This is a genomic window from Pectobacterium artocarpous (genome assembly GCF_046159765.1).
Lineage (GTDB): Bacteria > Pseudomonadota > Gammaproteobacteria > Enterobacterales > Enterobacteriaceae > Pectobacterium.
The window spans coordinates 87,312-112,820 of the sequence record NZ_JBJXVK010000016.1 but is presented as its reverse complement, the minus strand read 5'-3'; the positions used below and the strand labels follow the sequence as shown (position 1 = coordinate 112,820).

23 protein-coding genes and 1 tRNA gene are annotated in these 25,509 nt (G+C 53.8%); 12 read left to right on the top strand and 12 right to left on the bottom strand.

Features of this window, described 5'->3' with window-relative positions:
- Nucleotides 1–127: 127 nt before the first annotated feature.
- Nucleotides 128–214, bottom strand: a tRNA-Leu gene (locus tag ACKQAD_RS12160).
- A gap of 103 nt (nt 215–317) precedes the next feature.
- Nucleotides 318–1,223, bottom strand: coding sequence for a LysR family transcriptional regulator (locus ACKQAD_RS12155; protein ID WP_409160393.1), 906 nt, complete (start codon nt 1,221–1,223; stop codon nt 318–320).
- Between the two features lie 113 nt (nt 1,224–1,336).
- Between ACKQAD_RS12155 and ACKQAD_RS12150 the strand changes: the two genes are divergently transcribed.
- A complete protein-coding gene (locus tag ACKQAD_RS12150; RefSeq protein ID WP_409160392.1) occupies nt 1,337–2,329 on the top strand; it encodes an aldo/keto reductase in 993 nt (330 codons plus the stop codon).
- 2 nt (nt 2,330–2,331) lie between these two features.
- Here the strand turns inward: ACKQAD_RS12150 and rsmC are convergent, their stop codons facing one another.
- Entirely contained in the window at nt 2,332–3,378 is a 1,047-nt protein-coding gene (gene rsmC / locus ACKQAD_RS12145) for a 16S rRNA (guanine(1207)-N(2))-methyltransferase RsmC (protein ID WP_409160391.1), read from the bottom strand.
- 159 nt (nt 3,379–3,537) lie between these two features.
- Here rsmC and ACKQAD_RS12140 point away from each other — a divergent pair, with 159 nt between their 5' ends.
- From ACKQAD_RS12140 to ACKQAD_RS12110, 7 genes are all read left to right on the top strand, one after another.
- Complete coding sequence (locus ACKQAD_RS12140) at nt 3,538–3,951, top strand: DNA polymerase III subunit psi (RefSeq protein ID WP_409160390.1); 414 nt, start codon at nt 3,538–3,540, stop codon at nt 3,949–3,951.
- Entirely contained in the window at nt 3,920–4,363 is a 444-nt protein-coding gene (gene rimI / locus ACKQAD_RS12135; RefSeq protein WP_409160389.1) for a ribosomal protein S18-alanine N-acetyltransferase, read from the top strand. Before ACKQAD_RS12140 ends, rimI begins: the two co-directional genes overlap by 32 nt.
- Before the next feature lie 201 nt (nt 4,364–4,564).
- Nucleotides 4,565–5,044 (top strand): discoidin domain-containing protein, encoded by a 480-nt coding sequence (locus ACKQAD_RS12130; RefSeq protein WP_409160388.1) that lies wholly within the window; start codon nt 4,565–4,567, stop codon nt 5,042–5,044.
- A gap of 242 nt (nt 5,045–5,286) precedes the next feature.
- Complete coding sequence (locus tag ACKQAD_RS12125) at nt 5,287–5,835, top strand: sigma-70 family RNA polymerase sigma factor (protein ID WP_409160387.1); 549 nt, start codon at nt 5,287–5,289, stop codon at nt 5,833–5,835.
- The gene (locus ACKQAD_RS12120) at nt 5,828–6,805 is read left to right on the top strand and encodes a FecR domain-containing protein (RefSeq protein ID WP_409160386.1); all 978 of its coding nucleotides are present in this window, start codon (nt 5,828–5,830) and stop codon (nt 6,803–6,805) included. The genes ACKQAD_RS12125 and ACKQAD_RS12120 overlap by 8 nt, the downstream gene beginning before the upstream one ends.
- Before the next feature lie 133 nt (nt 6,806–6,938).
- Nucleotides 6,939–9,434, top strand: coding sequence for a TonB-dependent siderophore receptor (locus ACKQAD_RS12115; RefSeq protein ID WP_409160385.1), 2,496 nt, complete (start codon nt 6,939–6,941; stop codon nt 9,432–9,434).
- A gap of 48 nt (nt 9,435–9,482) precedes the next feature.
- On the top strand, nt 9,483–11,189 hold the full coding sequence (locus ACKQAD_RS12110) for an ABC transporter ATP-binding protein/permease (RefSeq protein WP_409160384.1): 1,707 nt from the start codon (nt 9,483–9,485) through the stop codon (nt 11,187–11,189).
- Between the two features lie 105 nt (nt 11,190–11,294).
- Here ACKQAD_RS12110 and ACKQAD_RS12105 read toward each other — a convergent pair whose 3' ends face one another.
- From ACKQAD_RS12105 to deoC, 5 genes are all read right to left on the bottom strand, one after another.
- A complete protein-coding gene (locus ACKQAD_RS12105; protein ID WP_409160383.1) occupies nt 11,295–13,553 on the bottom strand; it encodes a TonB-dependent receptor in 2,259 nt (752 codons plus the stop codon).
- A gap of 269 nt (nt 13,554–13,822) precedes the next feature.
- A complete protein-coding gene (deoD, locus tag ACKQAD_RS12100) occupies nt 13,823–14,542 on the bottom strand; it encodes a purine-nucleoside phosphorylase (RefSeq protein WP_409160382.1) in 720 nt (239 codons plus the stop codon).
- A 45-nt stretch (nt 14,543–14,587) separates the two neighbouring features.
- A complete protein-coding gene (gene deoB, locus ACKQAD_RS12095) occupies nt 14,588–15,811 on the bottom strand; it encodes a phosphopentomutase (protein ID WP_409160381.1) in 1,224 nt (407 codons plus the stop codon).
- An 88-nt stretch (nt 15,812–15,899) separates the two neighbouring features.
- Nucleotides 15,900–17,228 carry a thymidine phosphorylase gene (deoA, locus tag ACKQAD_RS12090; RefSeq protein ID WP_409160380.1) on the bottom strand — a complete coding sequence of 443 codons (1,329 nt, stop codon included), beginning with the start codon at nt 17,226–17,228 and terminating at the stop codon, nt 15,900–15,902.
- Between the two features lie 129 nt (nt 17,229–17,357).
- On the bottom strand, nt 17,358–18,137 hold the full coding sequence (gene deoC, locus ACKQAD_RS12085; RefSeq protein ID WP_409160379.1) for a deoxyribose-phosphate aldolase: 780 nt from the start codon (nt 18,135–18,137) through the stop codon (nt 17,358–17,360).
- 514 nt (nt 18,138–18,651) lie between these two features.
- Here deoC and ACKQAD_RS12080 point away from each other — a divergent pair.
- Nucleotides 18,652–18,963 carry a GIY-YIG nuclease family protein gene (locus ACKQAD_RS12080; RefSeq protein WP_409160398.1) on the top strand — a complete coding sequence of 104 codons (312 nt, stop codon included), beginning with the start codon at nt 18,652–18,654 and terminating at the stop codon, nt 18,961–18,963.
- Here ACKQAD_RS12080 and ACKQAD_RS12075 read toward each other — a convergent pair.
- Together ACKQAD_RS12075 and ubiT are read right to left on the bottom strand one after the other, a co-directional pair.
- Complete coding sequence (locus tag ACKQAD_RS12075; RefSeq protein ID WP_409160378.1) at nt 18,960–19,502, bottom strand: GNAT family N-acetyltransferase; 543 nt, start codon at nt 19,500–19,502, stop codon at nt 18,960–18,962. The genes ACKQAD_RS12080 and ACKQAD_RS12075 overlap by 4 nt on opposite strands.
- A complete protein-coding gene (gene ubiT, locus ACKQAD_RS12070) occupies nt 19,496–20,020 on the bottom strand; it encodes a ubiquinone anaerobic biosynthesis accessory factor UbiT (protein WP_409160377.1) in 525 nt (174 codons plus the stop codon). Before ubiT ends, ACKQAD_RS12075 begins: the two co-directional genes overlap by 7 nt.
- Before the next feature lie 374 nt (nt 20,021–20,394).
- Between ubiT and ubiU the strand changes: the two genes are divergently transcribed.
- The 3 genes from ubiU to ACKQAD_RS12055 all read left to right on the top strand — a co-directional run bounded on the left by ubiU (nt 20,395) and on the right by ACKQAD_RS12055 (nt 23,450).
- Nucleotides 20,395–21,390, top strand: a complete 996-nt coding sequence (ubiU, locus tag ACKQAD_RS12065; protein ID WP_409160376.1) for a ubiquinone anaerobic biosynthesis protein UbiU — start codon at nt 20,395–20,397, stop codon at nt 21,388–21,390.
- 11 nt (nt 21,391–21,401) lie between these two features.
- Nucleotides 21,402–22,280 carry a U32 family peptidase gene (locus tag ACKQAD_RS12060; RefSeq protein ID WP_409160375.1) on the top strand — a complete coding sequence of 293 codons (879 nt, stop codon included), beginning with the start codon at nt 21,402–21,404 and terminating at the stop codon, nt 22,278–22,280.
- Nucleotides 22,281–22,442: 162 nt separating this feature from the next.
- Entirely contained in the window at nt 22,443–23,450 is a 1,008-nt protein-coding gene (locus ACKQAD_RS12055) for a luciferase-like monooxygenase (RefSeq protein WP_409160374.1), read from the top strand.
- Nucleotides 23,451–23,559: 109 nt separating this feature from the next.
- On the opposite strand, the gene ACKQAD_RS12050 is transcribed toward ACKQAD_RS12055, so the two are convergent.
- Together ACKQAD_RS12050 and yrbN are read right to left on the bottom strand one after the other, a co-directional pair.
- Nucleotides 23,560–25,428, bottom strand: coding sequence for a DEAD/DEAH family ATP-dependent RNA helicase (locus ACKQAD_RS12050; RefSeq protein ID WP_409160373.1), 1,869 nt, complete (start codon nt 25,426–25,428; stop codon nt 23,560–23,562).
- Complete coding sequence (gene yrbN / locus ACKQAD_RS12045) at nt 25,421–25,492, bottom strand: protein YrbN (protein WP_225088091.1); 72 nt, start codon at nt 25,490–25,492, stop codon at nt 25,421–25,423. Before yrbN ends, ACKQAD_RS12050 begins: the two co-directional genes overlap by 8 nt.
- Between the last annotated feature and the right edge of the window lie 17 nt (nt 25,493–25,509).

The following is a 25,509-nucleotide window of genomic DNA, read 5'->3' as shown; positions in this document are numbered from 1 at the left end:
CGTAAGAACACTAACACCTGAAGCTAGCGCGTCTACCAATTCCGCCACCTTCGCAATGTTGTCATGCTGCTTATGCAATACCGATTTACTGCTTCGGTTCGACAAACCAGAACCATCGTAGTGATGTTGGTGCGAAGAGAGGGACTTGAACCCTCACGTCCGTAAGAACACTAACACCTGAAGCTAGCGCGTCTACCAATTCCGCCACCTTCGCAACACGGCTTTACGTAATATCACTACGGGGGCGAATTCTAGAGGTTTTCACGTTCACGTCAATGATTATTTCCTCTGGAATGCGGGGTTTGCTGCAAAAAACATCATCTCGCTGCGGCGCTGCGCGTAAAGAGTTCATCAAGCCATTCTGTAAACACCCGAATCCGCGGTGCGAGAAAACGGCCGGGCGCATACATCACGTAAAGCGGCATCGCGGGAGGCGGCATTTCCGGCAGGATCTCTACCAGTTCCCCGCTTTCCAGAAACGGTCGCAAACCGCGACGTGGCGCCTGAATAATCCCCAATCCGGCAAGCGCGCTGGCGATATAGGCATCAGCCCCATTGACCTGCAATACACTTGGCAGCATACGCGTAATACATTCGTCACCAGATATAAACTCCAGCGGAAAGTGGTGTTCGGTACGCAAGGAAAAATAGCCAACCATTTGATGACCAGCTAGGTCATCAAGCGAGTGCGGCACGCCATAGCGCGCCAGATAATCGACCGACGCACAGGTAGCCTGCGGCATGGGAGGTAAATGGCGGGTCGCTAGCGTGTCGTCTTCTGTCTGCCAGGCGCGCAGCACGCAATCGACGCCTTCGCGCAGCACATTAATCGCCGCATCGTTGGCACTCAACATCAGAGTTACCTGCGGATAACGCACATAAAATTCGCCCAGCGCTGGCACAACAATATCGCGCGCCAACGAGTGCGGCATATCCACCCGCACTTTACCCACTGGCTGTTGCTTTTGCTGTGTGAAGAGCGTGTCAACTTCTTCTATTTCCGCCAGCAATTGTAGACAGCGTTCATAATAAACGCGTCCTTCATCGGTGATCTGCACCTGACGGGTTGTGCGTTGCAGCAAACGAGCCCCTAACCGCCCTTCAAGTTGCTTAATGGTATTGCTCACCGTCGCACGTGGTAGCGTCAGTCGCTCCGCCGCACGGCTGAAGCTGCCCAGTTCAACAATACGCACAAAAACCCGCATCGCCTGAATATAATCCATCACCACCGCCATTGTTATTTATTTTGGAATAGTGTTGCATAAAAATCGGTATTTATCTTTTATGGATAAACAACCAGACTCTCCTCACTGCCAATGAGATGAGGAAGATGACAATGCAACAACGCAAATTAGGCGCAAACGGTCCGCTGGTTTCGGCTATTGGGTTAGGCTGCATGGGGATGAGTGATTTCTACTCCACTGCGCAGGATGAAAAAGAATCCATCGCCACATTGCATCGCGCGCTGGAACTGGGCGTTACCCTGCTGGATACCGCCGATATGTATGGTCCTCACACTAATGAGCAACTGATTGGAAAAGCGATAAAAGGTAAGCGCGAACAGGTCTTTCTGGCGACCAAATTCGGGATCATACGTGACCCGGCAGATCCCCATGCACGCGGCGTCTGTGGCAAACCGGATTATATCCGTCGTTCCGTAGAAGGTAGCCTGACGCGCCTCGGTACGGACATTATCGATCTCTACTATCAACATCGCATCGACCCGACAGTCCCCATTGAAGAAACTGTCGGTACGCTGGCGGAGCTGGTACAGGAAGGCAAGATTCGCTACATCGGCCTGAGCGAAGCCTCTGCCACTACGCTAGAACGCGCTCATCGCGTACATCCGATCACCGCATTACAGAGCGAATACTCACTGTGGACGCGCGATATGGAAGCCGAGATTCTGCCCACTTGTGAACGTTTAGGAATTGGCTTTGTGCCTTACAGCCCACTTGGGCGCGGTTTTCTAACGGGCGCGATTCGCAGTCCTGACGATCTGGCGGCAGACGATTTCCGTCGTCTGAATCCCCGCTTTTCAGGGGAAAATTTCGGGAAAAACCTGCAATTGGTGGAAAAGATTAACCAACTGGCACAGGAAAAACAGGTCACGCCATCACAGTTAGCGCTGGCGTGGGTACTGGCGCAGGGGGAACATATCGTCCCGATTCCAGGCACCAAACGCCGCCGTTATCTGGAAGAAAACGTCGCGGCGCTGGATGTCACACTGACGCAAACTGAGTTGGCTACCATCAATGCCATTTTCCCACCCGATGCCGCAGCAGGAGAACGCTACGGCAAAGAGAGTATGGCGACCCTCAATCAGTAGAATTACCGACGACCTTTGCTGCTTGTGCGCGGCGGACGCCCCACAGTGGCCTGATACACCTTGAAGCGTCCGGTCTGTGTCAGCACTTCATGGCTGCCAAACGCGGCATCAAGCAGTGCTGGATAGGGCAGAAAGGCGTTAGCGACGATGCGTAACTGCCCGCCAATCGGCAGATGAGTTACCGCACCACGAATCAGCATTTCCGCGGCTTGTAGGCTGGTCTGTAAGCCGTCATGGAACGGCGGATTAGACACGATCATATCGAAGCGGCCATCGATATCAGAGTAAACATTACTCGCAATCACGCTGCCTTCTAACGCATTCGCCGCCAGCGTTGCCTTGCTGGATTCGACAGCGGCTGCACTGACATCGCTCAACGTCAGGCGGATTTTCGGCGATTGTTTCGCCAGTACTGATGCCAGCACGCCCGCACCACAGGCGATATCCAGCACTTTGCCTTTCATATGCGGCTCAAAGGTAGACAGCAGCAGCCGACTACCTGGATCCAGGTCATCACGGCTGAAGACGCCCGGAAGCGTTTTGACGATCACGCCGTCTGTCACATAATCATCCCACCACTCATCCAGCGTGAAGCTAGCCTGCTTGTCAATCCGACCGTGGTAAAGCCCGCAGCGACGCGCGCTGTCGATTTTTACCAACTCAACGAAGTCAGACAGCACCGTTTCGGCGCTGCGCACGCCGCTGCGGTTTTCCCCAACTACGAAGATCTCCGCACCGACCGGCAGCAGGGACAGCAGGTTATGCAGTTGGAATTCCGCTTCCTGTTTGCTCTTCGGCCAGTAATAAATCAGCGTGTCGCTATCCGCCACCAGCGCCGCATCCGCGACCAGACCATATTGAGCATTCTCCCCAAGTGGCTTTGCCATCTGCTGCCAGTGGTGATATTGGTTGCAATGGACACGCACCGACGCCGCCTCAAATTGTGCGGGCAGGGTATCCTGCAAATCACCGGCAAACAGAACACGGCGTGAAAGAAATTCGTCACTGTGGCGCAGTATGACTTCACTGGCGGGGGTTAATGCGGACATCAGGCTACGGCTCCTTAATCATTGAGCGGGGGATTATATACGCTTCGTCCCCGAAGTTGCAGAGCGGAGAGGAAATAACCACGCCGACGTTGGCGCAGTCTGACGGGGTTTGTTAGCATAGGCACGACGCATTTTCTCGCCCGCAAGACAGGATAACGCATGGAATCAAGACGTGACAGGCTGCTACAGCAACTGGGAATTACGCAGTGGACGCTGCGTCGCCCAACGGTGCTGCAAGGCGAAATCGCCGTCAGTCTGCCCGCACAGGTGCGTCTGGTGATTGTCTCCGCCGAGCCGCTGGCTGATGATGAACCGCTGCTGGACGATGTCCTGCACAGTCTGGCGCTGACACCCACGCAAGCCTATCGTCTGACGCCGCAGCAGATCGAGATGCTGCCCGCCGGCGCACGCTGCCATAGCTGGCGGTTGGGTATTGCGGAGCCGGTGGCGCTACAGGGCGTTCAGCTTTCCAGCCCTCTGCTTTCCGAACTTTATCAAAATGCCGACGCCAAACGGGCGCTGTGGCAACAGATCTGTGAACATGAACACGATATCTTCTCTGACGCCAGCTGACCTGGCGCAAGCCTTTAAAATTGAACAAGCCAGCCACGCCTTTCCCTGGACGGAAAAAACGTTTGCCAGCAATCAGGGGGAACGTTATTTCAACATCAAACTGAACCATGACGGGCAACTTGCCGCCTACGCCATCACGCAGGTCGTGCTGGATGAAGCAACGCTGTTCAACATCGCCGTGCATCCCGATTATCAGCGTCAAGGGTTGGGTCGTCAGCTATTGGAACACCTGATCGACGAAATGGAGCGACGTGGCATTCTGACGCTGTGGCTGGAAGTACGCGAATCAAACACACGCGCCATCGCACTGTATGAAAGTCTGGGCTTTAACGACGTCTCCGTGCGCCGCGATTATTACCCTACGGCACAAGGCCGGGAAGACGCGATTCTCATGGCGCTGCCGCTCGGCTAACACCTTTACCTACGGCACTCGCTACTCGGCGGGTGCCATAATGTGCGCCCCGTCCCGCTCTGCCTTTTTTCCTGATAGAAAAATCCCCACAACGTGATCACAACAAATAAAACACTATTTCTTTTTTATAACAATAAGGTTCCATTTCATATTTCTGGTTTGCAGGCATGCCATGGCTTATCCATTATCTATGAGGAATATATGAAAAAATACACTCTGGCTACGACGCTTCTGTGCGGCTTATTCTCTCTTTCCGCTTACGCAGTACAAGTAACGGCGGTAACCGCCTCCGCTTATGATTCAGACAAGGGCCACAAACCGGCCAATATTGCCGATGGTGACGTAAAAACGCGCTGGGCGGCAAATGCTGAGAGTTGGGTTCAGTTAGAACTGGATAAAGAACAATCGGTTGAGAACTTTGTCCTGGTTCCTTTCAAAGCGGACGAGCGTAAACTGACGTTCTCCGTTTCCTACTCTACCGACGGTAAAACCTGGCAAAAACTGGCTGACAATCTGGTCACCTCCAACAACGCCAAAGACGGTGAAAAATTCACCTTCCCTGCCGTGAAAGCGAAATTCTTCAAGCTGGATACGTTCGGCACCGATGTGAACAAATGGAGTGCCATCAACGAAATCAGCTTTAACAGTGCCGCACAGGTTCCGACTCAGGCCATTAAGTAACGCTGTCGGGATAGTCTGGCGTTAATACCAGCCTCTTCCGATTTCGTTGAACCGCACCACGCCCGACATCGCTACCGGGCGTAGTGCATTCCCGTCTTACAGACCACACGTTGCGGAGCACGCTCTCACGCTTTTCCCTTTCCATCAGTACCCACATTTTCCTTAGCATTGAAATAAAAATCATTCTCAACTAAGATGCGCCTGAAATTTGACCTCCTATCGCTTCATTTCAGGCACCAGACATGTCATCAGCCAATATTGATACCTCAGCAGATATGCACCAGCTCTATTGCCAGCATCATGGCTGGTTGCAGGGGCTATTGCGTAGACGGCTGGGAAATCTGTGCGATGCGGCCGATCTGGCGCAGGATGTGTTTGTACGACTCTTGTTGAAGCCACGTCAGTTCGACAGCCACGTAGGGGCGCGAGCTTACCTGAGCGTGATGGCGCAAGGTATGTGTGTCGATCTCTGGCGCAAACGGGAAATCGAACGTGTCTGGCTCACCTCGCTCGCTGAACAGCCGGAGCCAGTTGCCCTGTCAGCGGAAGACAGCAATATTATTCTCGAGACCCTGTATCAGGTCGATACCATGCTGCGCGCGCTGCCCGAGAAAGTACGCACCGCGTTCATCATGGCGCAGGTTCAGGGATTACTCTATCGGGAGATTGCCGAGGCGCTGGGCGTTTCCGAACGCATGGTGAAAAAATACATGGCACAGGCCATGTTGCACTGTGTGCTGCTGGAGGCAGAGATAGACGCGGACTGTCAGGCTGTGCTCATTCATGAATAACCCCAGCCTGAACAAACCCAGCTTTATTGCCTTGCAGCAGGCATCGCAGTGGTACGCTCAATTGTGCGATCGGGAACCTGACGATGAGCACTACCACCACTGGCAGCGCTGGATAGAGGAAAGCGAGGAACATCGCCATGCCTGGGAATACGTACTCACAGTCAGCCAACGCTTCCAGCCACTGCGTGGTGAAGGTCAGCGACCCGCACTGAATGCCCTGCTACACCAACCTGAGCCAATAACGCGCCGTCGCGCGCTCAAACTCGCAGCCCTACTCAGCACCGGTTCATTGCTGTCCTGGCTAACTTACCGCCATACGCCGCTAAAAGATTCGCTGCTGGCGATGATGGCCGATCATCACAGCGCAGTAGGTGAAATTAAACCACTCACATTACCGGACAACACCCGGCTATGGCTGAACACCGCCAGCGCGATTGATATCCGTTACAGCGACCAGCGTCGGGAAATCGCCCTGCTGGCAGGGGACATTCTGATTGATACCGCTACCGATGCCCGTCCTTTCTTTGTCACGACCGCGCAGGGGCGCATGCAGGCGCTGGGCACGCGCTTCAGCGTCGCACAGGCGTCGGACACCACCACACTGACCGTGTACCAACACGCGGTCGACGTCAGCGCCAGATATGCCTCCGCCGCACGTCGGGTCAACGCGGGCTATCACCTGCGTTTTAACAACGACGGTCAGGGTGAGATCTTGCCTAATCAGCAGAACGATGCCGACTGGTCGCACGGCGTGCTCCAGGCGGACAACATGCCGCTGGGAGACGTCGTGGCACTGCTGTCCCGCTATCGCCACGGCTATCTGGCGTGCCAGCCTGCCATCGCAGATTTACGCGTGATGGGCACCTTCCCCTTAACCGATACCGACATGGCACTGGACATGCTGGCGCAGGCTTTCCCGGTTCGTATCCATCAGCGTTTTCCGTGGTGGGTGACCGTCGAACCGCGCTGATATCCCCTCTTTTTTTGGATACCGTTTTTGGGATACAGCAAAAAATTTTCTCTTTTGAGTTCCCCTTTTTCTGCTGTCGTTCGATTCACAGTAAAACCATCAATTTTTACTCTGGGTCAGAAGGCGAATTTTTATGGCATTGATTCCATTTTTCTCTATACAGCGCACACCTTCCAAACTGGCAATCGCCGTTCATCTGCTGCTGTGCGGCGCACCGCTGTTCGCACATTCCACCGCAATCGCAGCGGAAACGGCACCCGCGGCAGCAACCAAAACCTACGCGATTCCTGCCGGACCACTTAACCAGCAGCTAAACCAGTTTGCCGCCCAGTCAGGCGTTTATCTGGTCGGCGATGCACAACTGGCGACAGGAAAAACCGGGCCGTCACTGCAAGGGAATTACAGCGTCGATAGCGGATTTTCGGCTCTGCTCGTCGGAAGCGGGCTTCAGGTGATTCCGCAGCCTAACGGCGTCTGGCGCTTGCAGAGAATACCGCAGGGAGATGAAATGCTGGTCGTGGCGGGCGTCAATCGCAACGGTGTGACCGAAGGCACGCAGTCCTACACCACGCGCAGCATGAACACCGCGACACAGTTGAATCTGTCACCACGGGAAACGCCGCAGTCGGTGAGCGTTGTGACGCGCCAGCGCATGGACGATCAGAATATGACCTCGCTGGATGAGGCCATGAAACAAACCACCGGCATTAACGTGGTCAATCAGAACAGCTATCAGGTGAAATACGAATCACGTGCTTTCGTGATGGATAATATCAAGGAAAACGGCGTTAACTTCTCCAGCCAGAACAGCGTCTCCAACATGGGCGCAGTTCAGTCCTCCAGCGAATCGCCCGATCTGGCGATTTACGATCGCGTGGAGATCCTGCGCGGGGCGTCCGGCCTGTCACAAGGCAATGGCGAACCCGGCGGCACCGTCAATCTGGTGCGCAAACAACCTACTCACCACTTTCAGGCATCCGGCAGCATTGGCGCGGGCAGTTGGGATAATTACCGCAGCGAACTCGATGTCTCCGGGCCGCTGAATGATGATGCCAGCCTGCGCGGCCGTCTCGTTGGCGTTTATCAGGATAAGCAAAGCTTTAAAGATTACGAGCACAGTGAAAGAAAAGTGCTGTTTGGCACGCTGGCCTACGACCTGACGCCGTCCACCACAGTCACTGGCGGCATCAACTGGCAAAAAACCCGAGGCGTGCCTGATGTGTATGGCGTTCCGTTCGCCACCAATAAAAGCAGCCTGAATCTGCCTCGCTCCACCTATCTGGGCGCAAGCTGGAACCGCGTTGAATTTGAAAAAATTAACCCGTTCATCGAACTGGAGCACCACTTCGACAACGACTGGACGCTGAAAACCGCGCTGAACTATATCCACTCCCGTGCGGCCAGCAGCTATATCGGCATCATGAACGGCACCAGCGGCGTCAATCCGACAACGGGGACGTCATCGCTCAACAATAACCTGCGCTACGACAATAAAGCTGAACAGTGGGGCTACAACCTCAGCCTGAACGGTCCGTTCGAACTGCTGGGACGCAGTCATGAACTGGTGGTCGGTGGTGATTATCAGAAAGAGAACTTCGATAACAACCACATCCGCATCAACAACACCAGCAGCGTGAATATTTTCAACTGGCAGCCGACTTCGCTGGCAGAACCGGACTGGTCAAACACGAGCCTCTATAACAACCACTACAATGACCGCTTTAATTTGTATCAGCGCGGCGCGTTCGCCACGGCCAGATTCGAACTGGCGGATGACTGGAAGCTGATTCTGGGCGGCCGTTACAGCGCCTACAGCTATGACGAGTATTTCACTAATCATGTCCGCAATACCTCTTCGCTCAGCAGCCTGCATGCCAGCAATGAGTTTGTTCCTTACGGCGGCCTGCTGTGGGACTTTACTGACAACTACACTTGGTATCTGAGCTACGCCGAAATCTACAAGCCGCAGAGCGAAAAAGATCGCAACGGTAAGCTACTGCCCGCCATTACCGGCACCAACTATGAAACCGGCGTGAAGGGCGAATTCTTTGATGGCGATCTGAATACCTCACTGGCCTTGTTCCGCATCATTCAGGCGAATCGAGCGATGACCGTCGCGGATAGCTCGGTTTGCCTGATTGGGACAAGCTGCTCTCAGGCTCAAGGCGAAGTACGCAGCCAGGGTGTGGAGCTGGATGTCACGGGGAAACTGGCTGAAGGTTGGCAGATTCAGGCGGGGTATACCCTGACCAACAGTAAATATCTTGAAGGTAGCGCAAGTGAAAGAGCCGCGCAGTTCAGCCCGCGTACGCCGAAACATATGTTCAAGCTCTACACCTCATACAATCTGCCGGGTGAGCTGAATCAATGGACGATTGGCGCAGGCATGACGGCACAGACCGAGACGCAAACTTACCCTAATCGGGCTTATGGCCTGCATCAGGGCGGTTACACCCTGTTTAACGCCAATGTCCGTTATCAGTACAGTAAAAACCTGAGCTTCAATCTGGTAGGCAATAATCTGACGGATAAAACCTACTACTTAAACCTGAACAACCGCCATCTTAGCGGCAACAACTATTACGGTGACCCACGTAATTTCATGCTGACTGCGAAGTGGAATTTCTAAGCGACCACGTCTGCCAGCCTCGTCTGGCAGGCCATCGCCTAATCCATTATGCAAACGCTTAAACGTTTTTATGCGCTGGTCGCGCCTTTCTGGCTGACCACACAGGCCACGCTGCTGTGGTTATTGCTGTTGCTGATTATGAGCCTGACGCTCTCCGTCGTGTGGATCAGCGTGCAGTACAATAACTGGAGCCGGGATTTTTACGACGCGCTAGCCGACTATTTTCAGCACGCCTCAATCTACAATATGGCTGTGCGCTATCTGGCTTATACACTGCTGTTCGTACTGGTGATCATCTGCGGCAACTGGCTCAAGAAACAACTGATCATCCGCTGGCGCGATACCATGACGCACCAGTATGAACAGAACTGGCTGCGCAATCACGCCCACTATCAGCTCAGCGCGGGGCTGGATAACCCCGACCAGCGTATCGCGGAAGATATTCGCCTGTTGATCGAACAAAGCCTCGAACTCCTGCTCTCGTTGCTAAAGAATACCGCCCGCTTTTTCTCCTTCATCGCCATTCTCTGGCAGTTGTCCGGCGTCCATACCTTCACATTAGGCGGTTACACCATCACGGTACACGGCTATCTGGTGTGGATTGCGCTGATTTACGCCGCACTGGCGAGCGTGATAACACACCGGCTGGGGCACCGCCTGCACAAGCTGAATATTGAACGGCAGCGAACAGAGGCCGACTATCGTGCCACGCTGCTGCGGGTACGGGATAACAGCGAGCAAATCGCGTTTTATCAAGGGAGCGACGCCGAGCAACAGCGAATGCGGCAATACTTCCTGCCCATTGTGCAAAACTGGCAGCGCTTAATGGCGCGGGAATTCCGTCTGGAGAGCTTTACGACCAGCTATTTCCGCTTCAGCCTGATTATCCCGGTTTTCGCTACCTTGCCGCTGTTTCTTGCTCGTCAGGTTAGCCTCGGAGCGATAATGCAGGCGCGATCGGCCTTCGGCTATGTGCTGGATGCCTTTGGCTGGTTTATTGATGCCTATCGCCAGTTGGTTCAGTGGTCTTCCACGATTGAACGACTATGGGAATTCCAGCACCGCTTACAGCAACTGCCTGTGCCAGAGGTGCCGCGTCATGAAGGAGATGCCCTGCATATCAGCATGCTATCCGTACCGCGCCCCGACGGTTCGCCGTATTTCGCGCCGCTGACGCTCATACTTCAGTCTGGTGAATGGGCAGCATTCTGCGCAGCCAGCGGTACGGGGAAAACTACACTGCTGCGTGCGCTGGCGGGATTATGGCCGGTTGCACAAGGTGACTGGCATTTCCCTGCTGGCCGAGCGCTATTTTTACCGCAAAAAGCGTATTTACCGCAGGACACGCTACGGCAGGTACTGTGTTACCCGCAGGCCCCGCTAGCGGATACCTCACCGCTCATCACTGCGCTGGAGCAGACCGGGCTGACGTCGCTGATTCCCCGTTTGGACGATAAAGCCAACTGGAGCAGGGAACTATCAGGCGGCGAACAGCAGCGCCTGTCACTCGCCCGTGCACTGCTGCTGCGTCCGACGCTGCTCTGCCTGGACGAAGCCACCAGCCAACTTGATGACGAAGCGGCGTTTCAGCTATTAGCGCACATCAGGATCGCGCTGCCGCACACTATTGTGCTGGCTGTCAGCCATCAGCCTGCCGTACAGGCCTGCTTCACACATCAGATACGGTTAACGCCACTCTCACAAGGGGAAAATGCGGCAATACAGCCAGAGAGGGACATGCAGCCCATTTCGTAGCCGTATCGTGAAGGGAAAATATCAGTCGGGATCTTCTGTTAATAGAAGACCCGGCTTTCACCGAGTCTTCTAGGCTTGTTACGTTAACGGACAAGCAGAGTGACGTTAGAAATCAATCGACATCGACAGCTTCAATGAACGCGGATCGCCCTGATACAAATAAACGCCCGTATCGTTTACCGATGACCAGTATTTCTCGTTCGTCACGTTTTCTACGTTAGCACGCCATACCATCGTGTGGTCATTCATCGGCATGCTATAACGTACCCCCAGATCCAGACGCGTCCACGGTTTCAGCTTCAGAGTATTTTCCTCATTAGCATATTGCGAACCGGAGCGAATCACCGTACCCGCCAGCGTTAGGCCTTCTACCTGCTTGATATCATATTCCGTACCCAGCACCAGTTGATAACGCGGCACGCCGATAACATCTTTGCCGTCGTTAGTGCCCGAATCTGTTTTAGTTTGCTGCGCGGCAATCCAGGTCGCACTGCCATTCAAGCGCAGCCCAAACATCGGTTCACCGAAAACATTCAGTTCCATACCACGGTGGCGACGTTCACCGTAAATCCCGTAAATACCCGTCTGGCTATCGATATATTCATTTGGTCGTTTAATTTCAAACAATGCCAATGAACCACCTACGCGTTCATAGTCAAATTTCACACCAACTTCGTTCTGTTTCGCAACATAAATTCCGGTGACCTTCCCAGAATTCACAGCATTCCATGGTGCAATACCACCTGGTGACAATGACTCTATATGATTGGCATACAGAGAAATATTCTCCCACGGTTTCACAACTAAACCGTACGCTGGCGTGACTTTAGTACGATTAAAAGTACTGTCTCTTTCTTCAACGCCTTCATAGCTATAGTTACGTACCATCACTTCTTGCCGACGTAACCCAGCGGTTAAAGCAACGTTATCGTCCATAATCGATAACGTATCAGACAATGAAAGCCCCGTACTTCTCACCCGATTACGCACATTAGGGTTATTCATATCCCCACCAAAATAGATGGACGGGGGATTGCTAATATCACTTGGATCGTAAATATTGATCGGCCCCACGTTATCAGACATGGTATAAGCCGTTCTGCTTTTCGCATACACGCCTGAATAACCAACGTTGACTTTATGCGCAACAACGCCCGTATCAAATTGACCGCGAACCCCTAACAGGCCAGAGAACGTGTCACGGACAAAGGGGACATCCATACGTGATACCGTGTTGTCGGTAAGTCTGGGAGATCCATAGACACCATATTCATCCGCTCGGCTACTTCCTATTCCTGAATACACCGTCCAGTCGTCGGCAACATCGTATTCGCTACGTAACATGCCAAACGTGGTTTTCAGATCGGAAGAAACCCACTTAGAGTTATAGTTTGTTGTCGCGTCGGGTACTGATGGAATTGAGTCAACAACAGCGCCAGTCGACGTATTTTTTATCACAACCCCAATTCGCCCACCGTGTACGGTCTGGTGCTGATAACCTGCATCCAACGACGTACGGAAACGGTCACCACGGTAATCCAGGCCAACAGAGGCCATCGACATACGGTCTTTTTGATCGTGAATGGCGTTTTCACCTTCCCGATGCAACACATTGACACGCACGCCAAACTCATTGTTGTCGCCAAAACGGCGCCCAACATCCAGCCCGCCGCCGATCTTATTCTTTGATTCATAATCAACGGTCAGACGCGTGAGCGGATCATCGGTGGCATGCTTCGGCTCAACATTCACGGAACCGCCTACCCCGCTACCTACCCCGCTACCAGAAACTCCATTAACGAATGCACTAGCACCTTTAAATACCTCTACTCGCTCAACCATGTTGGTCGATACCATTTGGCGCGGCATCACGCCATAGAGGCCACCAAAGGTAATATCATCGCCATCCAACGTAAAACCGCGAATGCGGTACGTCTCCATGAAATTGCCGAAACCTTTCAAGGTTTGAATAGACGCATCATTCTTAACAACATCAGCCAACGTTTCCGCCTGCTGTGAAAGCATCATCTTATCGGTGTAACTGATGATATTAAACGGCATATCACGCGCGTTCTGCTGACCCAGAAACCCAACGCGTCCGCCATTTGCAATTTGTCCATCCAAATAGGCAGGCACCAAATCGTCACCACCGGCACGGAACGTATTGCCCGGTTTCGCCACCACAGTCATGGTGTCACCACTCGGCTCAGTGCCCAGTACAGAAGGTGATGTTGTAGACTGTGCCGCGGCTGGAGACACTTCCGCCAGCAGCGGCATAGCCATGCCGCCGCACAGCGAACCGACTAATACGGCTAGCTTTGCGGGTTTAGTCGTTAGAGACCCTATCAATGTGATTTTTTTCATTTCCCCACCAGTTAAAAATACTAATGATTATTATTTGTATTTCTAATTATGACCACGCCGACATACAACACAAGTAATAAAACGTAGCGTGGTAACGAATAAAGGAATTGAGAGAGGAAGGTGCCTTGAATAGCAGACGTTAAATCAGTAATAACGACCTGAGATCGCGCGATTATCGGTATGTCCCCCTGACACAAGTCTCTTGTGGAAGAGTGGGCAAGGGAAGAGAGGAAATACAGCCCGGAGCGAATGTCCGGGCTCGTGTGATATTACTCGTTATCGCCCAGCAGAACGGATTCCAGCGCGATTTCGATCATGTCATTGAACGTGTTTTGACGCTCTTCTGACGTGGTTTGTGCACCGGTACGAATGTGGTCAGAAACGGTACAGATGGCCAGCGCTTTCGCACCGAATTCTGCCGCGACGCCATAGATACCGGCCGCCTCCATTTCTACACCCAGAATGCCGTATTTTTCCATCACGTCGAACATCTGCGGATCTGGCGTGTAGAACAGATCGGCGGAGAAGAGGTTACCAACGCGGACAGAAACATCGCGTGCTTTGGCAGCATCAACGGCATTGCGCACCATGTCGAAATCGGCAATCGCCGCATAGTCGTGATCTTTAAAACGCAGTCGGTTCACTTTGGAGTCCGTACAGGCGCCCATACCGATCACTACGTCGCGCAGTTGCACATCTTCACGCACCGCGCCGCAGGAACCCACGCGAATGATCTTCTTCACACCGAATTCGGTGATCAGTTCTTTTGCATAGATTGAGCAGGAGGGGATACCCATTCCGTGACCCATCACTGAAATTTTACGGCCTTTGTAGGTTCCGGTGAACCCTAACATGCCACGCACGTTGTTCACTTCGCGGGCATTTTCCAGAAAGGTTTCTGCAATGTACTTAGCACGCAGCGGGTCGCCCGGCATCAGTACTACGTCCGCGAAATCACCCATTTCTGCATTAATATGTGGCGTAGCCATGCGTTTATTCCTTAATTAATCAAGTTCACGTAAAAACGGTGTGTTTTACAGTATCGATTTGCCGTAGTCCATAGGCGACAGGCCAAAGTAGGCTGCAACCGTCTGCCCGATGTCGGCGAAGGTTTCACGGTGACCGTACGACCCCGGCTTCACGTTTGGCCCATAGATCAACACCGGTACATTCTCGCGGGTGTGATCGGTGCCATGCCAGCTTGGGTCGCAGCCGTGGTCGGCCGTCAGAATCAGGATGTCGTCACCCTTCACGCGGGACAGCATTTCTGGCAGGCGGCGATCAAACAGTTCCAGCGCGGCAGCATAGCCCGGAATATCGCGGCGGTGGCCATAGGCGGAATCGAAATCAACAAAGTTGGTAAACACGATAGTGTTGTCGCCCGCACTGTCCATCTCTTTCAGGGTGGCATCAAACAACACATCGATGCCGGTGGCCTTCACTTTCTTCGTGATGCCGACCTGCGCGTAGATATCCGCAATTTTACCGACGGAAACCACCTCACCACCTTTTTCCTCCACCATCTTTTTCAGGATGGTCGGCGCAGGCGGTTCAACGGCCAGATCGTGACGGTTGCCGGTACGTTCGAAGTTGCCGGGTTTGTCGCCAATAAACGGACGTGCGATCACGCGCCCGATGTTGTAGCCCCCTTCGGTCAGCTCTTCGCGGGCAATTTCACACAGTTCGTACAGTTTATCCAGACCGAACGTTTCTTCATGGCAGGCAATCTGGAACACGGAATCCGCAGAGGTGTAAAAAATCGGCTTGCCGGTTTTCATGTGTTCTTCAGCCAGTTGATCCAGAATCACCGTACCGGAAGAGTGGCAGTTGCCCAGATAACCCGGCAGATTAGCGCGTTCTACCAGCTTATCCAGCAGTTCCTGCGGAAAGCTGTTTTCTTCATCTTTAAAATAGCCCCAGTCGAACAGGACAGGCACACCAGCAATTTCCCAGTGGCCAGACGGCGTATCTTTACCCGAGGAGATTTCGCTGGCGTGCGCGTAAGCACCGATGATGTCCGCGTTTTCATCCAATCCTGCCGGGAATGTTCCCGTTGAGGCCTCAGCGGCTTTACCCAGTCCCAGACGGCTCAGGTTCGGCAAATACAGCGGGCCGCTGCGCCCTTTATCCGCCGTTCCTGCCGCACACGCTTGAGCGATATGGCCCAGCGTATCCGAACCCGCATCGCCAAAACGTTCTGCATCCGCACTGCTGCCGATACCAAACGAGTCAAGAACCATAATATATGCACGTTTCATTCTTTCTCTCCTGCGCAGCTCTGCGCTAACGCCCTGCCTACCGACAGGGGAACATCAATTCAAAACAATCACTAACCCACTCTGGCGATCACGCTTCTGCGCTCACCCGGCGATAGACCATCGGGGTCTTTTCTGGTGCCGTGTCGCCCAGTTGGATTGCGGCGCGAACCTCATTTGCGGCCTGCTGCCATTGTGCTTCCGTATTAGCATGGATCACCGCCAGCGGGCGCTGCACGTCAACGCGTTCACCCAGGCTGATCATGCTATCCAGACCGACGCTGTAATCGATCGTATCGGTAGCCTGACGGCGTCCGCCACCCAGCGAGACGACGGCCATGCCTAGCGTGCGAGTGTCCATCGCGGTCACGATGCCTTCACGTTCCGCAAACACTGGCTTACTTAATGTCGCCACTGGCAGGTAACGATCGTAGTGTTCAACAAAATCTCCTGGGCCACGCTGCGCGGCAACCATGCGGCCAAAGACGTCGGCCGCTTTACCGTTATCCAACACGGCCTGTAGGCGTGACTGCGCGTCGTCTGCCGAGCTTGCCAGCCTGCCCGCCAACAGCATCTCGCCACAGAGCGCCATAGTAACATCATACAGGCGCGGATTGCGGCTCTCCCCCGTCAGAAAACGTACAGCTTCCCGCACTTCCAGCGCGTTGCCTGCGCTAGAAGCCAGCACCTGATTCATGTCAGTCAGCAATGCGCTGGTACGACAGCCCGCGTTATTCGCTACGCCGACAATCGCCTGCGCCAGCTGTTCGGACAGTTCATAGGTCGGCATAAACGCCCCGGAACCCACTTTAACGTCCATTACCAACGCATCCAGCCCTTCAGCCAGCTTCTTCGCCAGAATCGACGCGGTGATCAACGGGATTGAATCGACCGTAGCGGTAATGTCACGCGTGGCGTAAAAGCGTTTATCCGCCGGCGCCAGCGAGGAGGTCTGCCCAATAATCGCGACACCAACCTGCTGGATAATGCGACGAAAATCGTCATCGTTAGGGAAAATATCCAATCCCGGAATCGCTTCGAGCTTGTCCAGCGTGCCGCCGGTATGGCCTAAACCGCGCCCGGAGATCATCGGGACGTAGCCCCCGCAGGCTGCGACCATCGGCCCCAGCATCAGCGACGTGACATCGCCCACGCCGCCAGTAGAGTGTTTGTCCACCAGCGGGCCGTTCAGGTTCAGACTTTTCCAGTCCAGCACCGTGCCAGAGTCACGCATCGCCAGCGTCAGCGCCACGCGTTCATCCATCGACATGTCATGAAAATAAATGGTCATCGCCAGAGCCGCAATCTGGCCTTCGGAGACGGTATTGTCACGAATGCCGTTGATAAAGAAGCGGATCTCTTCTTCACTCAGCACTTTTCCGTCACGCTTCTTACGAATAATTTCCTGAATCAGAAACAAGGTCTGTACTCCTGATAAATTCAGATATGGCGCCGCAGCCTATCGCTGCGAACGCCTGTGCTGTTGTGAAAAAATGTTTTCATAAACAAAATGTTGTCACGAATAAAATCGTGCACCGTCTGCGCGTGATTAGTCGCTACCCTGCGGAGCCGCTGTCGCGTGGCCAAGCGTGGTCAGCAGGCTCGCCAGCAGACTGGATGCACCAAAGCGGAAATGCTGCGCCGTCGCCCATTCAGCGCCCATGATATCGTCTGCCAGTTGCAGATAGATGGCGGCATCTTCCGCGTTACGCACGCCGCCAGCTGCTTTAAAACCAACGCGCTCGCCTACGCCTTTATCGCGGATCGTTTTCAACATGATCGCCGCGCTCTCTGGCGTCGCGTTCACCGGCACTTTACCGGTTGAGGTTTTAATGAAATCCGCCCCTGCATCAATAGCAATTTCACTGGCCTGACGAATCAGCGCGTCTTGTTTCAGTTCGCCCGTCTCGATAATGACTTTCAGCAACACATGGGCATCCTGACACACGGCTTTGCACGCCTGCACCAGCTCAAAACCGATTTGCGTGTTGCCTGCGATCAGTGCACGGTAAGGGAACACGACATCAACCTCATCAGCGCCATAAGCTATCGCTGCCTTGGTTTCTGCAACCGCGATCTCCACATCATCATTACCGTGCGGGAAGTTGGTTACCGTCGCAATACGGATAGCGGGCGTTCCCTGCGCACGCAGGATCTTTTTCGCCAGGGGGATAAAGCGTGGATAGATACAGATAGCCGCCGTTTTTCCTGCCGGGCTGTTTGCCTGACGGCAGAGCGCCGTCACTTTTTCATCCGTATCATCTTCATTCAACGTGGTTAAATCCATCAACGCCAGCGCACGCTGCGCGGCCGTGATCAGCTTGGTCATACAACTCTCCAACTCGTCAGCCGGTCTAACCGGCCCTGAACATTAACTGGTGTAAACCAGCACGTTTGGCGAGCGGACTTGGTTCCTTGAAGATAGCGCCCAGGAGAAACAACCTGTAGCGGCACCGAGATCCTTCTCACCGCAATCAGCCTTCCTCTACCCTTCATCCTGTGATGATTTCAACACCGAAAGAAACGGCTTAACAATTTGAATTTGCCAGATATTTGAACACGCCATGCCGGACTATTTTGTGCATTCATTCACACTTAATGTAAGATAAATGCAAAAAGTGGTTATTAAATGTGATTTTTGTCACGCAAAATAATCAATCCTATTACTCCCTTTCGTTAATCATAGTGTGTTAACGCGCCCTGAAACGGGAAGCGACGACCAACACGTTACCCTCTCCCTTGCCTTTCCCTTCTCAGTCCCGATCGTTATGATAAGTGCATGACTACTACGCTCTACAGGTTGGGTTACTGCCGTGACTGATCTCGCCCCCGAACATGGCACCATGATGGAACATGTCGACGCACCTCACTGGTATCTGTACATATTGCGCACGGTCAGCGGGGCGCTGTATACGGGTATCACAACGGATGTCAGCCGTCGTCTGAACCAACATCAAACCGGGAAAGGGGCAAAAGCGCTGCGGGGAAAAGGGGAATTAACGCTGGCGTTTCACTGTCTGGTGGGGGATCGCTCCAACGCACTCAAACTGGAGCACCGCATTAAACAACTCACTAAAAGCCAAAAAGAAAGGCTGGTACAAGACCAGCCTCAGACGCTTTGTATTGATGCATTTTCTGCTAGCGAATCACGTTAGAGAAAGCGATCAAACGGTTTGGCGTATTCAACCAGCCCGCTCGTGCTGTCAAAGCCGCTTTCGCTCTCAGATCGTCCTTCGTGGACAACATGATTGTCCGCCAGCGGATAGACCTGAAAAGCAGACTCACTGCCTGGCCAGCGACAGTGCAACTGGTGCTCTGTCGCCGGAACGAAGCCAAAGCGAGAGTAGTACGCTGGCTCGCCCAGTACGACAACGGCGGTATAGCTAAATTCATTCAGCGCATCCAACCCTTCGTAGACCAGCTTCTCCCCCACGCCCTGTCGGCGCAGGTTCTCTTCTACCGCCAGCGGCGCAAGCGCCACCCACTGTCGATCCTCACCGTCGATCAATACCGGGCTAAACGCAGCGTAACCCACCACCCCACCTTCATCATCGGTCGCCACGACGCCGAGCGTCAATAAGCCATCTTCCCGCAGTTGATGAACCAGATCTGCTTCCGCTCCCGTTGGAAAAGCGCGGCGCAATAAGCTGTCGATCCCCGCAGCATCGACGGGAATTTCGACCCGAACTAACATGATACTGGCGCGTGATTCGTCGTTTGCACTGCGCCCTCCTGTAAACCGGCTTCCACAAAATTGGCCAGTTGCAGCAGACCGATACGCAGCGGCACGGGCATGGCTTCCAGCTCAATGGCGTCCATCAGGTTCTTCACATACAAACCTAACTCAGTGTCGCCCTCAATGCGCAGTCGACGCTGGAAAAACAGCGTATCGGGATCTTCTTTACGCGCAGCGATCAAAATCAGATCGTTCGCGTCCGCACTAAAACTGACATCCGGCATCTCATCATGGCTCACCACCAGACGGCCGTCACGCAGCGTCATAAACCACTGCAAGCCAACGTCACGCACTTCAATCTTCAGCCAGCGGCTTTCGAGAAATGCCAGATCGCCCTCTTCCAGCGCCTGACGGAACTGCCAGCCCAACATCTGTTCCAAAACCTGACGCTGTAGCGCAAAGGGAGTGAACTTGAGTGGCTTACCTAATAAGCTCGGTCCCTGACGCACAATCTGCGCTCGTAGTTTTTCCAACACTGGCGTACTCCTATTAAAGCAGTCTGACTGTTCAGATAATCTGCAAGCATTTTGCCACATCCACCGCGAGCGGAAGAGGTCTATGTCAATAATTTAGTCGGTTATCCGATTATGCCCAACAGATTTTGTCCTGGCGCGACGATTAGCACCATAAACTGCCTTAAATCAAAGTCCTTGCCGGGTGGGTTAATTAAGATTCCCAATCGTTAACAACATTCATCGACTGATAAAAATCGTCGAGGCGATGTGCGATATCGCCTGCGACGGTTCGCGGACGTGACAGGCAAAGCCCGTCATCGATGCGATGGTCAGTCTGAACATCATTGATCACACCGAGCAGTGACTGCCTCGAAGGGATTAATGAAGGATTGTGTATGGAACTACTTTGCCCCGCCGGTAACCTGCCGGCACTGAAAGCGGCTATCGATAATGGCGCAGACGCGGTCTATATCGGCCTGAAAGACGACACCAATGCTCGTCATTTTGCCGGGCTGAATTTTACCGATAAAAAACTACAGGAAGCGCGTGAATACGTACATCGTCACCGGCGTAAACTGCATATCGCCATCAATACGTTTGCTCACCCGGACGGCTATCAGCGCTGGCAGCGCGCCGTGGATATGGCGGCACAAATCGGAGCCGACGTGCTGATCCTCGCCGATCTCGCGATGCTGGAATATGCCGCCGAACGCTATCCTCACATCGAACGCCACGTGTCGGTACAGGCGTCGGCGACAAACACCGAAGCGATCCGTTTCTATCATCGTCATTTTGATGTCTCACGCATCGTGCTGCCGCGCGTGCTGTCTATCCATCAGGTGAAGCAAATCGCCCGCACCAGCCCGGTACCGCTCGAAGTGTTCGCTTTCGGTAGCCTGTGCATCATGGCGGAAGGCCGCTGCTACCTTTCTTCCTATCTTACCGGTGAATCACCCAATACCGTTGGCGCTTGTTCGCCTGCGCGCTTTGTCCGTTGGCAGCAGACGGAAAACGGCATGGAGTCACGCCTGAACAATATTTTGATCGACCGCTATCAGGACGATGAAAACGCAGGTTACCCCACGCTATGTAAAGGCCGTTATTTAGTTGATGGGCAGCGCTATCACGCGCTGGAAGAGCCAACCAGCCTGAACACACTGGAACTTCTGCCTGAATTGATGGCTGCCAATATTGCCTCCGTGAAGATTGAGGGGCGCCAGCGTAGTCCGGCCTATGTCAGCCAGATCACACAGGTGTGGCGACAGGCTATCGATCACTGCTGCGCCAATCCTGAAGCATTTGTGCCAACGCAGGCGTGGATGGATGCGTTAGGTGCGGTGTCAGAAGGCACGCAGACCACGCTTGGCGCTTATCACCGTAAATGGCAGTAGCGAGAGAACACATGAAATATGCATTAGGGAATATCCTCTACTATTGGCCGAAAGAAGATGTCGAGGCGTTTTATCAGGCCGCAATGAACAGCAGCGCCGATATCGTTTATCTCGGCGAAACCGTGTGCAGCAAACGCCGTTTGATGAAGGTGGCGGACTGGTTCAACGTCGCCCGCGAGGTCGCCAACAGCGGCAAGCAGGTGGTGATCTCTACATTAGCGCTGTTACAAGCGCCATCTGAACTCACGGAGCTAAAACGTTATGTAGAGAACGGTGAGTTTTTGCTGGAAGCCAACGATCTGGGCGCGGTCAACATCGCCGCTGAACGCCATCTGCCGTTTGTCGCCGGGCACGCGCTCAATTGCTATAACGCTTATGCCCTGCGAGTCCTGCACAAACAAGGCATGGTGCGCTGGTGCATGCCGGTTGAACTTTCCCGTGACTGGCTGCAAAACCTGTTGAATCAGTGTGACGAGCTTGGCTTTCGCCATCAGTTTGAAGTGGAAGTGCTCAGCTACGGCCATTTGCCGCTAGCCTATTCCGCCCGCTGCTTCACCGCGCGTTCAGAAGATCGGCCAAAAGACGAATGTGAAACCTGCTGCCTTAACTACCCGCAGGGCAGAAAAATGCTGTCGCAGGAAAACCAGCAAGTCTTTGTCCTGAATGGCATCCAGACGCAAAGCGGCTATTGCTATAACCTCGGCAACGAACTGACATCGATGCGGGATCTGGTCGATATTGTCCGGCTGTCCCCGAACAATATCGGCACGCTGGCGATGCTGGACAAATTCCGCGCCAACGAACAAGGTACGGCACCATTAACGCTGGAAAATCAGGCAGATTGCAACGGCTACTGGCGCCGCGTCGCCGGCCTTGAGCTTGTCCCCTAACCCACATCCTATCCGGGCGGCCAGCCGCCCTTTTCTCAAACGCACCTTTGAACTACGTATAAGCGCCAGATTGCCTCATACTGCTCTGACTTTCACCATTGACTGACAGCGTTAGCACCCATCGAATGGGTGGAGTCAGTGAACAACAAAGTGAGCCATATTATGTCCACACCTTCGCAATCCACTGTGTTTTCCGTCCTCGATCTTGCGCCTATTCCGCAAGGTGCGACAGCACGCGATGCATTCCATCGCTCGCTGGAACTGGCGCAACATACAGAAAAATGGGGCTATCACCGCTATTGGCTGGCGGAACACCACAGCATGACCGGTATCGCTAGCGCAGCAACATCCGTGCTGCTCGGCTACCTTGCCTCGGGAACGGAGCGCATTCGTCTCGGCTCTGGCGGCGTGATGCTGCCAAACCACTCACCGCTCGTCATCGCCGAGCAGTTCGGTACGCTGGAGTCGTTGTATCCCGGCCGTATCGATTTGGGATTAGGCCGCGCGCCCGGCACCGACCAGCGCACCATGATGGCGCTGCGCCGTCACCTTAATGCCGATATTGAAGATTTTCCACGCGATGTGCAGGAACTGCAACGCTATTTCGCCGATGCACAGCCGGGCCAGCCAGTACAAGCCGTTCCGGGACAAGGTTTACACGTTCCGATTTGGCTATTGGGATCGAGCCTGTACAGCGCACAACTAGCCGCGAGACTGGGACTGCCTTTTGCCTTCGCTGCCCATTTCGCGCCCGATATGTTGCTGGAAGCGTTCCGGCTCTATCGCGAACATTTTATCCCTTCAGCCACTCATGCTAAACCTTACGCGATGGTGTGCGTCAATGTGGTTGCGGCAGAGAGCGATCGGGATGCACGTTTCCTCTTTACCTCAATGCAGCAGCAGTTCATCAACCTGCGTCGTGGCACACCGGGCCCGCTGCCCACTCCGGTAGAAAATATCGATACCGTTGGCTCACCTGCCGAGCAGTTTGGTGCGGATCAAGCATTACGGTTGTCGATCGTTGGCGATCGCGCCAAGGTACGTCATGGATTACAGAGTCTTTTGCGAGAAACACAGGCGGATGAAGTGATGATCAATGGCCAAATATTTGACCATCAGGCACGCCTGCTATCGTTTGAGATCGCGATGGATGTGCGGCACACGCTGTAACACTACTTGGTGGATTTGCTTTAGCCAAAAAAAACGACCCTGAACGGGTCGTTTTGCATTGAAGCTGATGTTGTTACAACAGCTTGTATGAAACAAGCTGAAGTGAAGCTTACGCGTCAGCAGGACGACGACGTGGAGCGCGTGAAGCACCGTCACGGTTATCACGGTTGAAAGAACGCTCGCGACGCTCACCACCGTTACCGCGTTCACCACCGAAAGAGCGACGTGGAGCCGCACCATCACGACGTTCGCCACCAGGACGGCCACCGCCACGACGTTCATGCGGCTGAGCATCACCCAGCAGTTGCATGTTCATCGGTTTGTTCAGAATACGCGTGCGGGTAAAGTGCGATAACAGATCACCCGGCATACCTTTCGGCAATTCAATCGTCGAGTGAGACGCGAACAGCTTGATGTTACCAATGTAGCGGCTGCTGATATCACCTTCGTTGGCAATAGCACCAACAATGTGGCGAACTTCAACACCGTCATCACGACCCACTTCGATACGATACAGTTCCATCTCGCCTGCATCACGACGTTCACGACGCTGCGGACGGTCACCGTCGCGGCTGTCACGAGAATCGCGCGGATCGCGACGACGCTCGCCACGTGAATCATCACGGTCACGGAATTCGCGACGAGGACGGAAAACGGGATCCGGTGGCAGAATCAGAGGACGTTCGCCCTGTGCCATTTTCAGCAGCGCAGCAGCCAGCGTTTCGATATCCAGCTCTTCCTGCGGTTGCAGCTTCGTCAGCAGCGCGCGGTACATATCCAGATCGCTGCTTTCCAGCTGTTGCTGTACTTTAGCGGCAAACTTGGCCAGACGGCGTTGACCCAGCAATTCTGCATTCGGCAATTCCACTTCAGGAATAGTCAGCTTCATTGTGCGCTCAACGTTGCGCAGCAGGCGACGCTCACGGTTTTCAACAAACAGCAGAGCACGGCCGGCACGACCCGCACGACCAGTACGGCCAATACGGTGAACGTAAGACTCGGCATCCATCGGGATATCGTAGTTAACAACCAGGCTAATACGCTCAACGTCCAGACCACGCGCCGCAACGTCGGTCGCGATCAGGATATCAAGACGGCCATCTTTCAGACGCTCCAGCGTTTGCTCACGCAGCGCCTGGTTCATATCACCATTCAGCGCAGCGCTGTTGTAACCGCTACGCTCCAGGGCTTCAGCCACTTCCAGCGTCGCATTCTTGGTACGAACGAAAATAATCGCCGCATCAAAATCTTCAGCTTCCAGGAAGCGTACCAGCGCTTCATTTTTACGCATACCGTGCACCGTCCAGTAGCTCTGGCTGATGTCTGGACGCGTGGTAATGCTGGATTGAATGCGCACTTCCTGTGGATCTTTCATGAAACGGCGCGTAATGCGGCGGATCGCTTCAGGCATGGTCGCAGAGAACAGTGCAGTCTGATGCTCAGCAGGGATCTGAGCCATGATGTTCTCAACATCTTCGATGAAGCCCATACGCAGCATTTCATCGGCTTCGTCCAGCACCAGACCACTCAGGTTGGACAGATCCAGCGTACCGCGTTTCAGGTGATCCAGCAGACGACCCGGCGTACCCACGACAATCTGTGCACCCTGACGCAGCGCACGCAGTTGCACGTCATAGCGTTGACCGCCGTACAGTGCGACGACGTTCACGCCGTGCATATGTTTGGAGAAATCATTGCAGGCCTCTGCCACCTGCACCGCCAGCTCACGGGTCGGTGCCAGCACCAGAATTTGTGGTGCTTTAAGTTCAGGTTTCAGGTTGTTCAGTAATGGCAGAGAGAACGCTGCAGTTTTACCGCTACCGGTCTGTGCCATACCCAGCACATCGCGACCGTTCAGCAGGTGAGGAATACATTCCGCCTGAATCGGAGACGGTTTTTCATAGCCCAAATCAGTCAGGGCGTTAAGGATAGAGGTGTTCAGCCCCAAATCGGCAAAAGAAGTTACTAAATCAGTCATGTACACGTGCCTCATTACACATGGCGGCCAGTCTACATAACTCGTCGTGAAAATTTTCAGTCATTTTCATTGAAAAGTGTG

Bases quoted from the DNA above. Each gene is read 5' to 3' on its own strand.
- ACKQAD_RS12155 (WP_409160393.1), bottom strand. From the start codon at position 1,223: ATGGATTATATTCAGGCGATGCGGGTTTTTGTGCGTATTGTTGAACTG.
- ACKQAD_RS12150 (WP_409160392.1), top strand. From the start codon at position 1,337: ATGCAACAACGCAAATTAGGCGCAAACGGTCCGCTGGTTTCGGCTATT.
- rsmC (WP_409160391.1), bottom strand. From the start codon at position 3,378: ATGTCCGCATTAACCCCCGCCAGTGAAGTCATACTGCGCCACAGTGAC.
- ACKQAD_RS12140 (WP_409160390.1), top strand. From the start codon at position 3,538: ATGGAATCAAGACGTGACAGGCTGCTACAGCAACTGGGAATTACGCAG.
- rimI (WP_409160389.1), top strand. From the start codon at position 3,920: ATGAACACGATATCTTCTCTGACGCCAGCTGACCTGGCGCAAGCCTTT.
- ACKQAD_RS12130 (WP_409160388.1), top strand. From the start codon at position 4,565: ATGAAAAAATACACTCTGGCTACGACGCTTCTGTGCGGCTTATTCTCT.
- ACKQAD_RS12125 (WP_409160387.1), top strand. From the start codon at position 5,287: ATGTCATCAGCCAATATTGATACCTCAGCAGATATGCACCAGCTCTAT.
- ACKQAD_RS12120 (WP_409160386.1), top strand. From the start codon at position 5,828: ATGAATAACCCCAGCCTGAACAAACCCAGCTTTATTGCCTTGCAGCAG.
- ACKQAD_RS12115 (WP_409160385.1), top strand. From the start codon at position 6,939: ATGGCATTGATTCCATTTTTCTCTATACAGCGCACACCTTCCAAACTG.
- ACKQAD_RS12110 (WP_409160384.1), top strand. From the start codon at position 9,483: ATGCAAACGCTTAAACGTTTTTATGCGCTGGTCGCGCCTTTCTGGCTG.
- ACKQAD_RS12105 (WP_409160383.1), bottom strand. From the start codon at position 13,553: ATGAAAAAAATCACATTGATAGGGTCTCTAACGACTAAACCCGCAAAG.
- deoD (WP_409160382.1), bottom strand. From the start codon at position 14,542: ATGGCTACGCCACATATTAATGCAGAAATGGGTGATTTCGCGGACGTA.
- deoB (WP_409160381.1), bottom strand. From the start codon at position 15,811: ATGAAACGTGCATATATTATGGTTCTTGACTCGTTTGGTATCGGCAGC.
- deoC (WP_409160379.1), bottom strand. From the start codon at position 18,137: ATGACCAAGCTGATCACGGCCGCGCAGCGTGCGCTGGCGTTGATGGAT.
- ACKQAD_RS12080 (WP_409160398.1), top strand. From the start codon at position 18,652: ATGATGGAACATGTCGACGCACCTCACTGGTATCTGTACATATTGCGC.
- ACKQAD_RS12075 (WP_409160378.1), bottom strand. From the start codon at position 19,502: ATGTTAGTTCGGGTCGAAATTCCCGTCGATGCTGCGGGGATCGACAGC.
- ubiU (WP_409160376.1), top strand. From the start codon at position 20,395: ATGGAACTACTTTGCCCCGCCGGTAACCTGCCGGCACTGAAAGCGGCT.
- ACKQAD_RS12060 (WP_409160375.1), top strand. From the start codon at position 21,402: ATGAAATATGCATTAGGGAATATCCTCTACTATTGGCCGAAAGAAGAT.
- ACKQAD_RS12055 (WP_409160374.1), top strand. From the start codon at position 22,443: ATGTCCACACCTTCGCAATCCACTGTGTTTTCCGTCCTCGATCTTGCG.
- ACKQAD_RS12050 (WP_409160373.1), bottom strand. From the start codon at position 25,428: ATGACTGATTTAGTAACTTCTTTTGCCGATTTGGGGCTGAACACCTCT.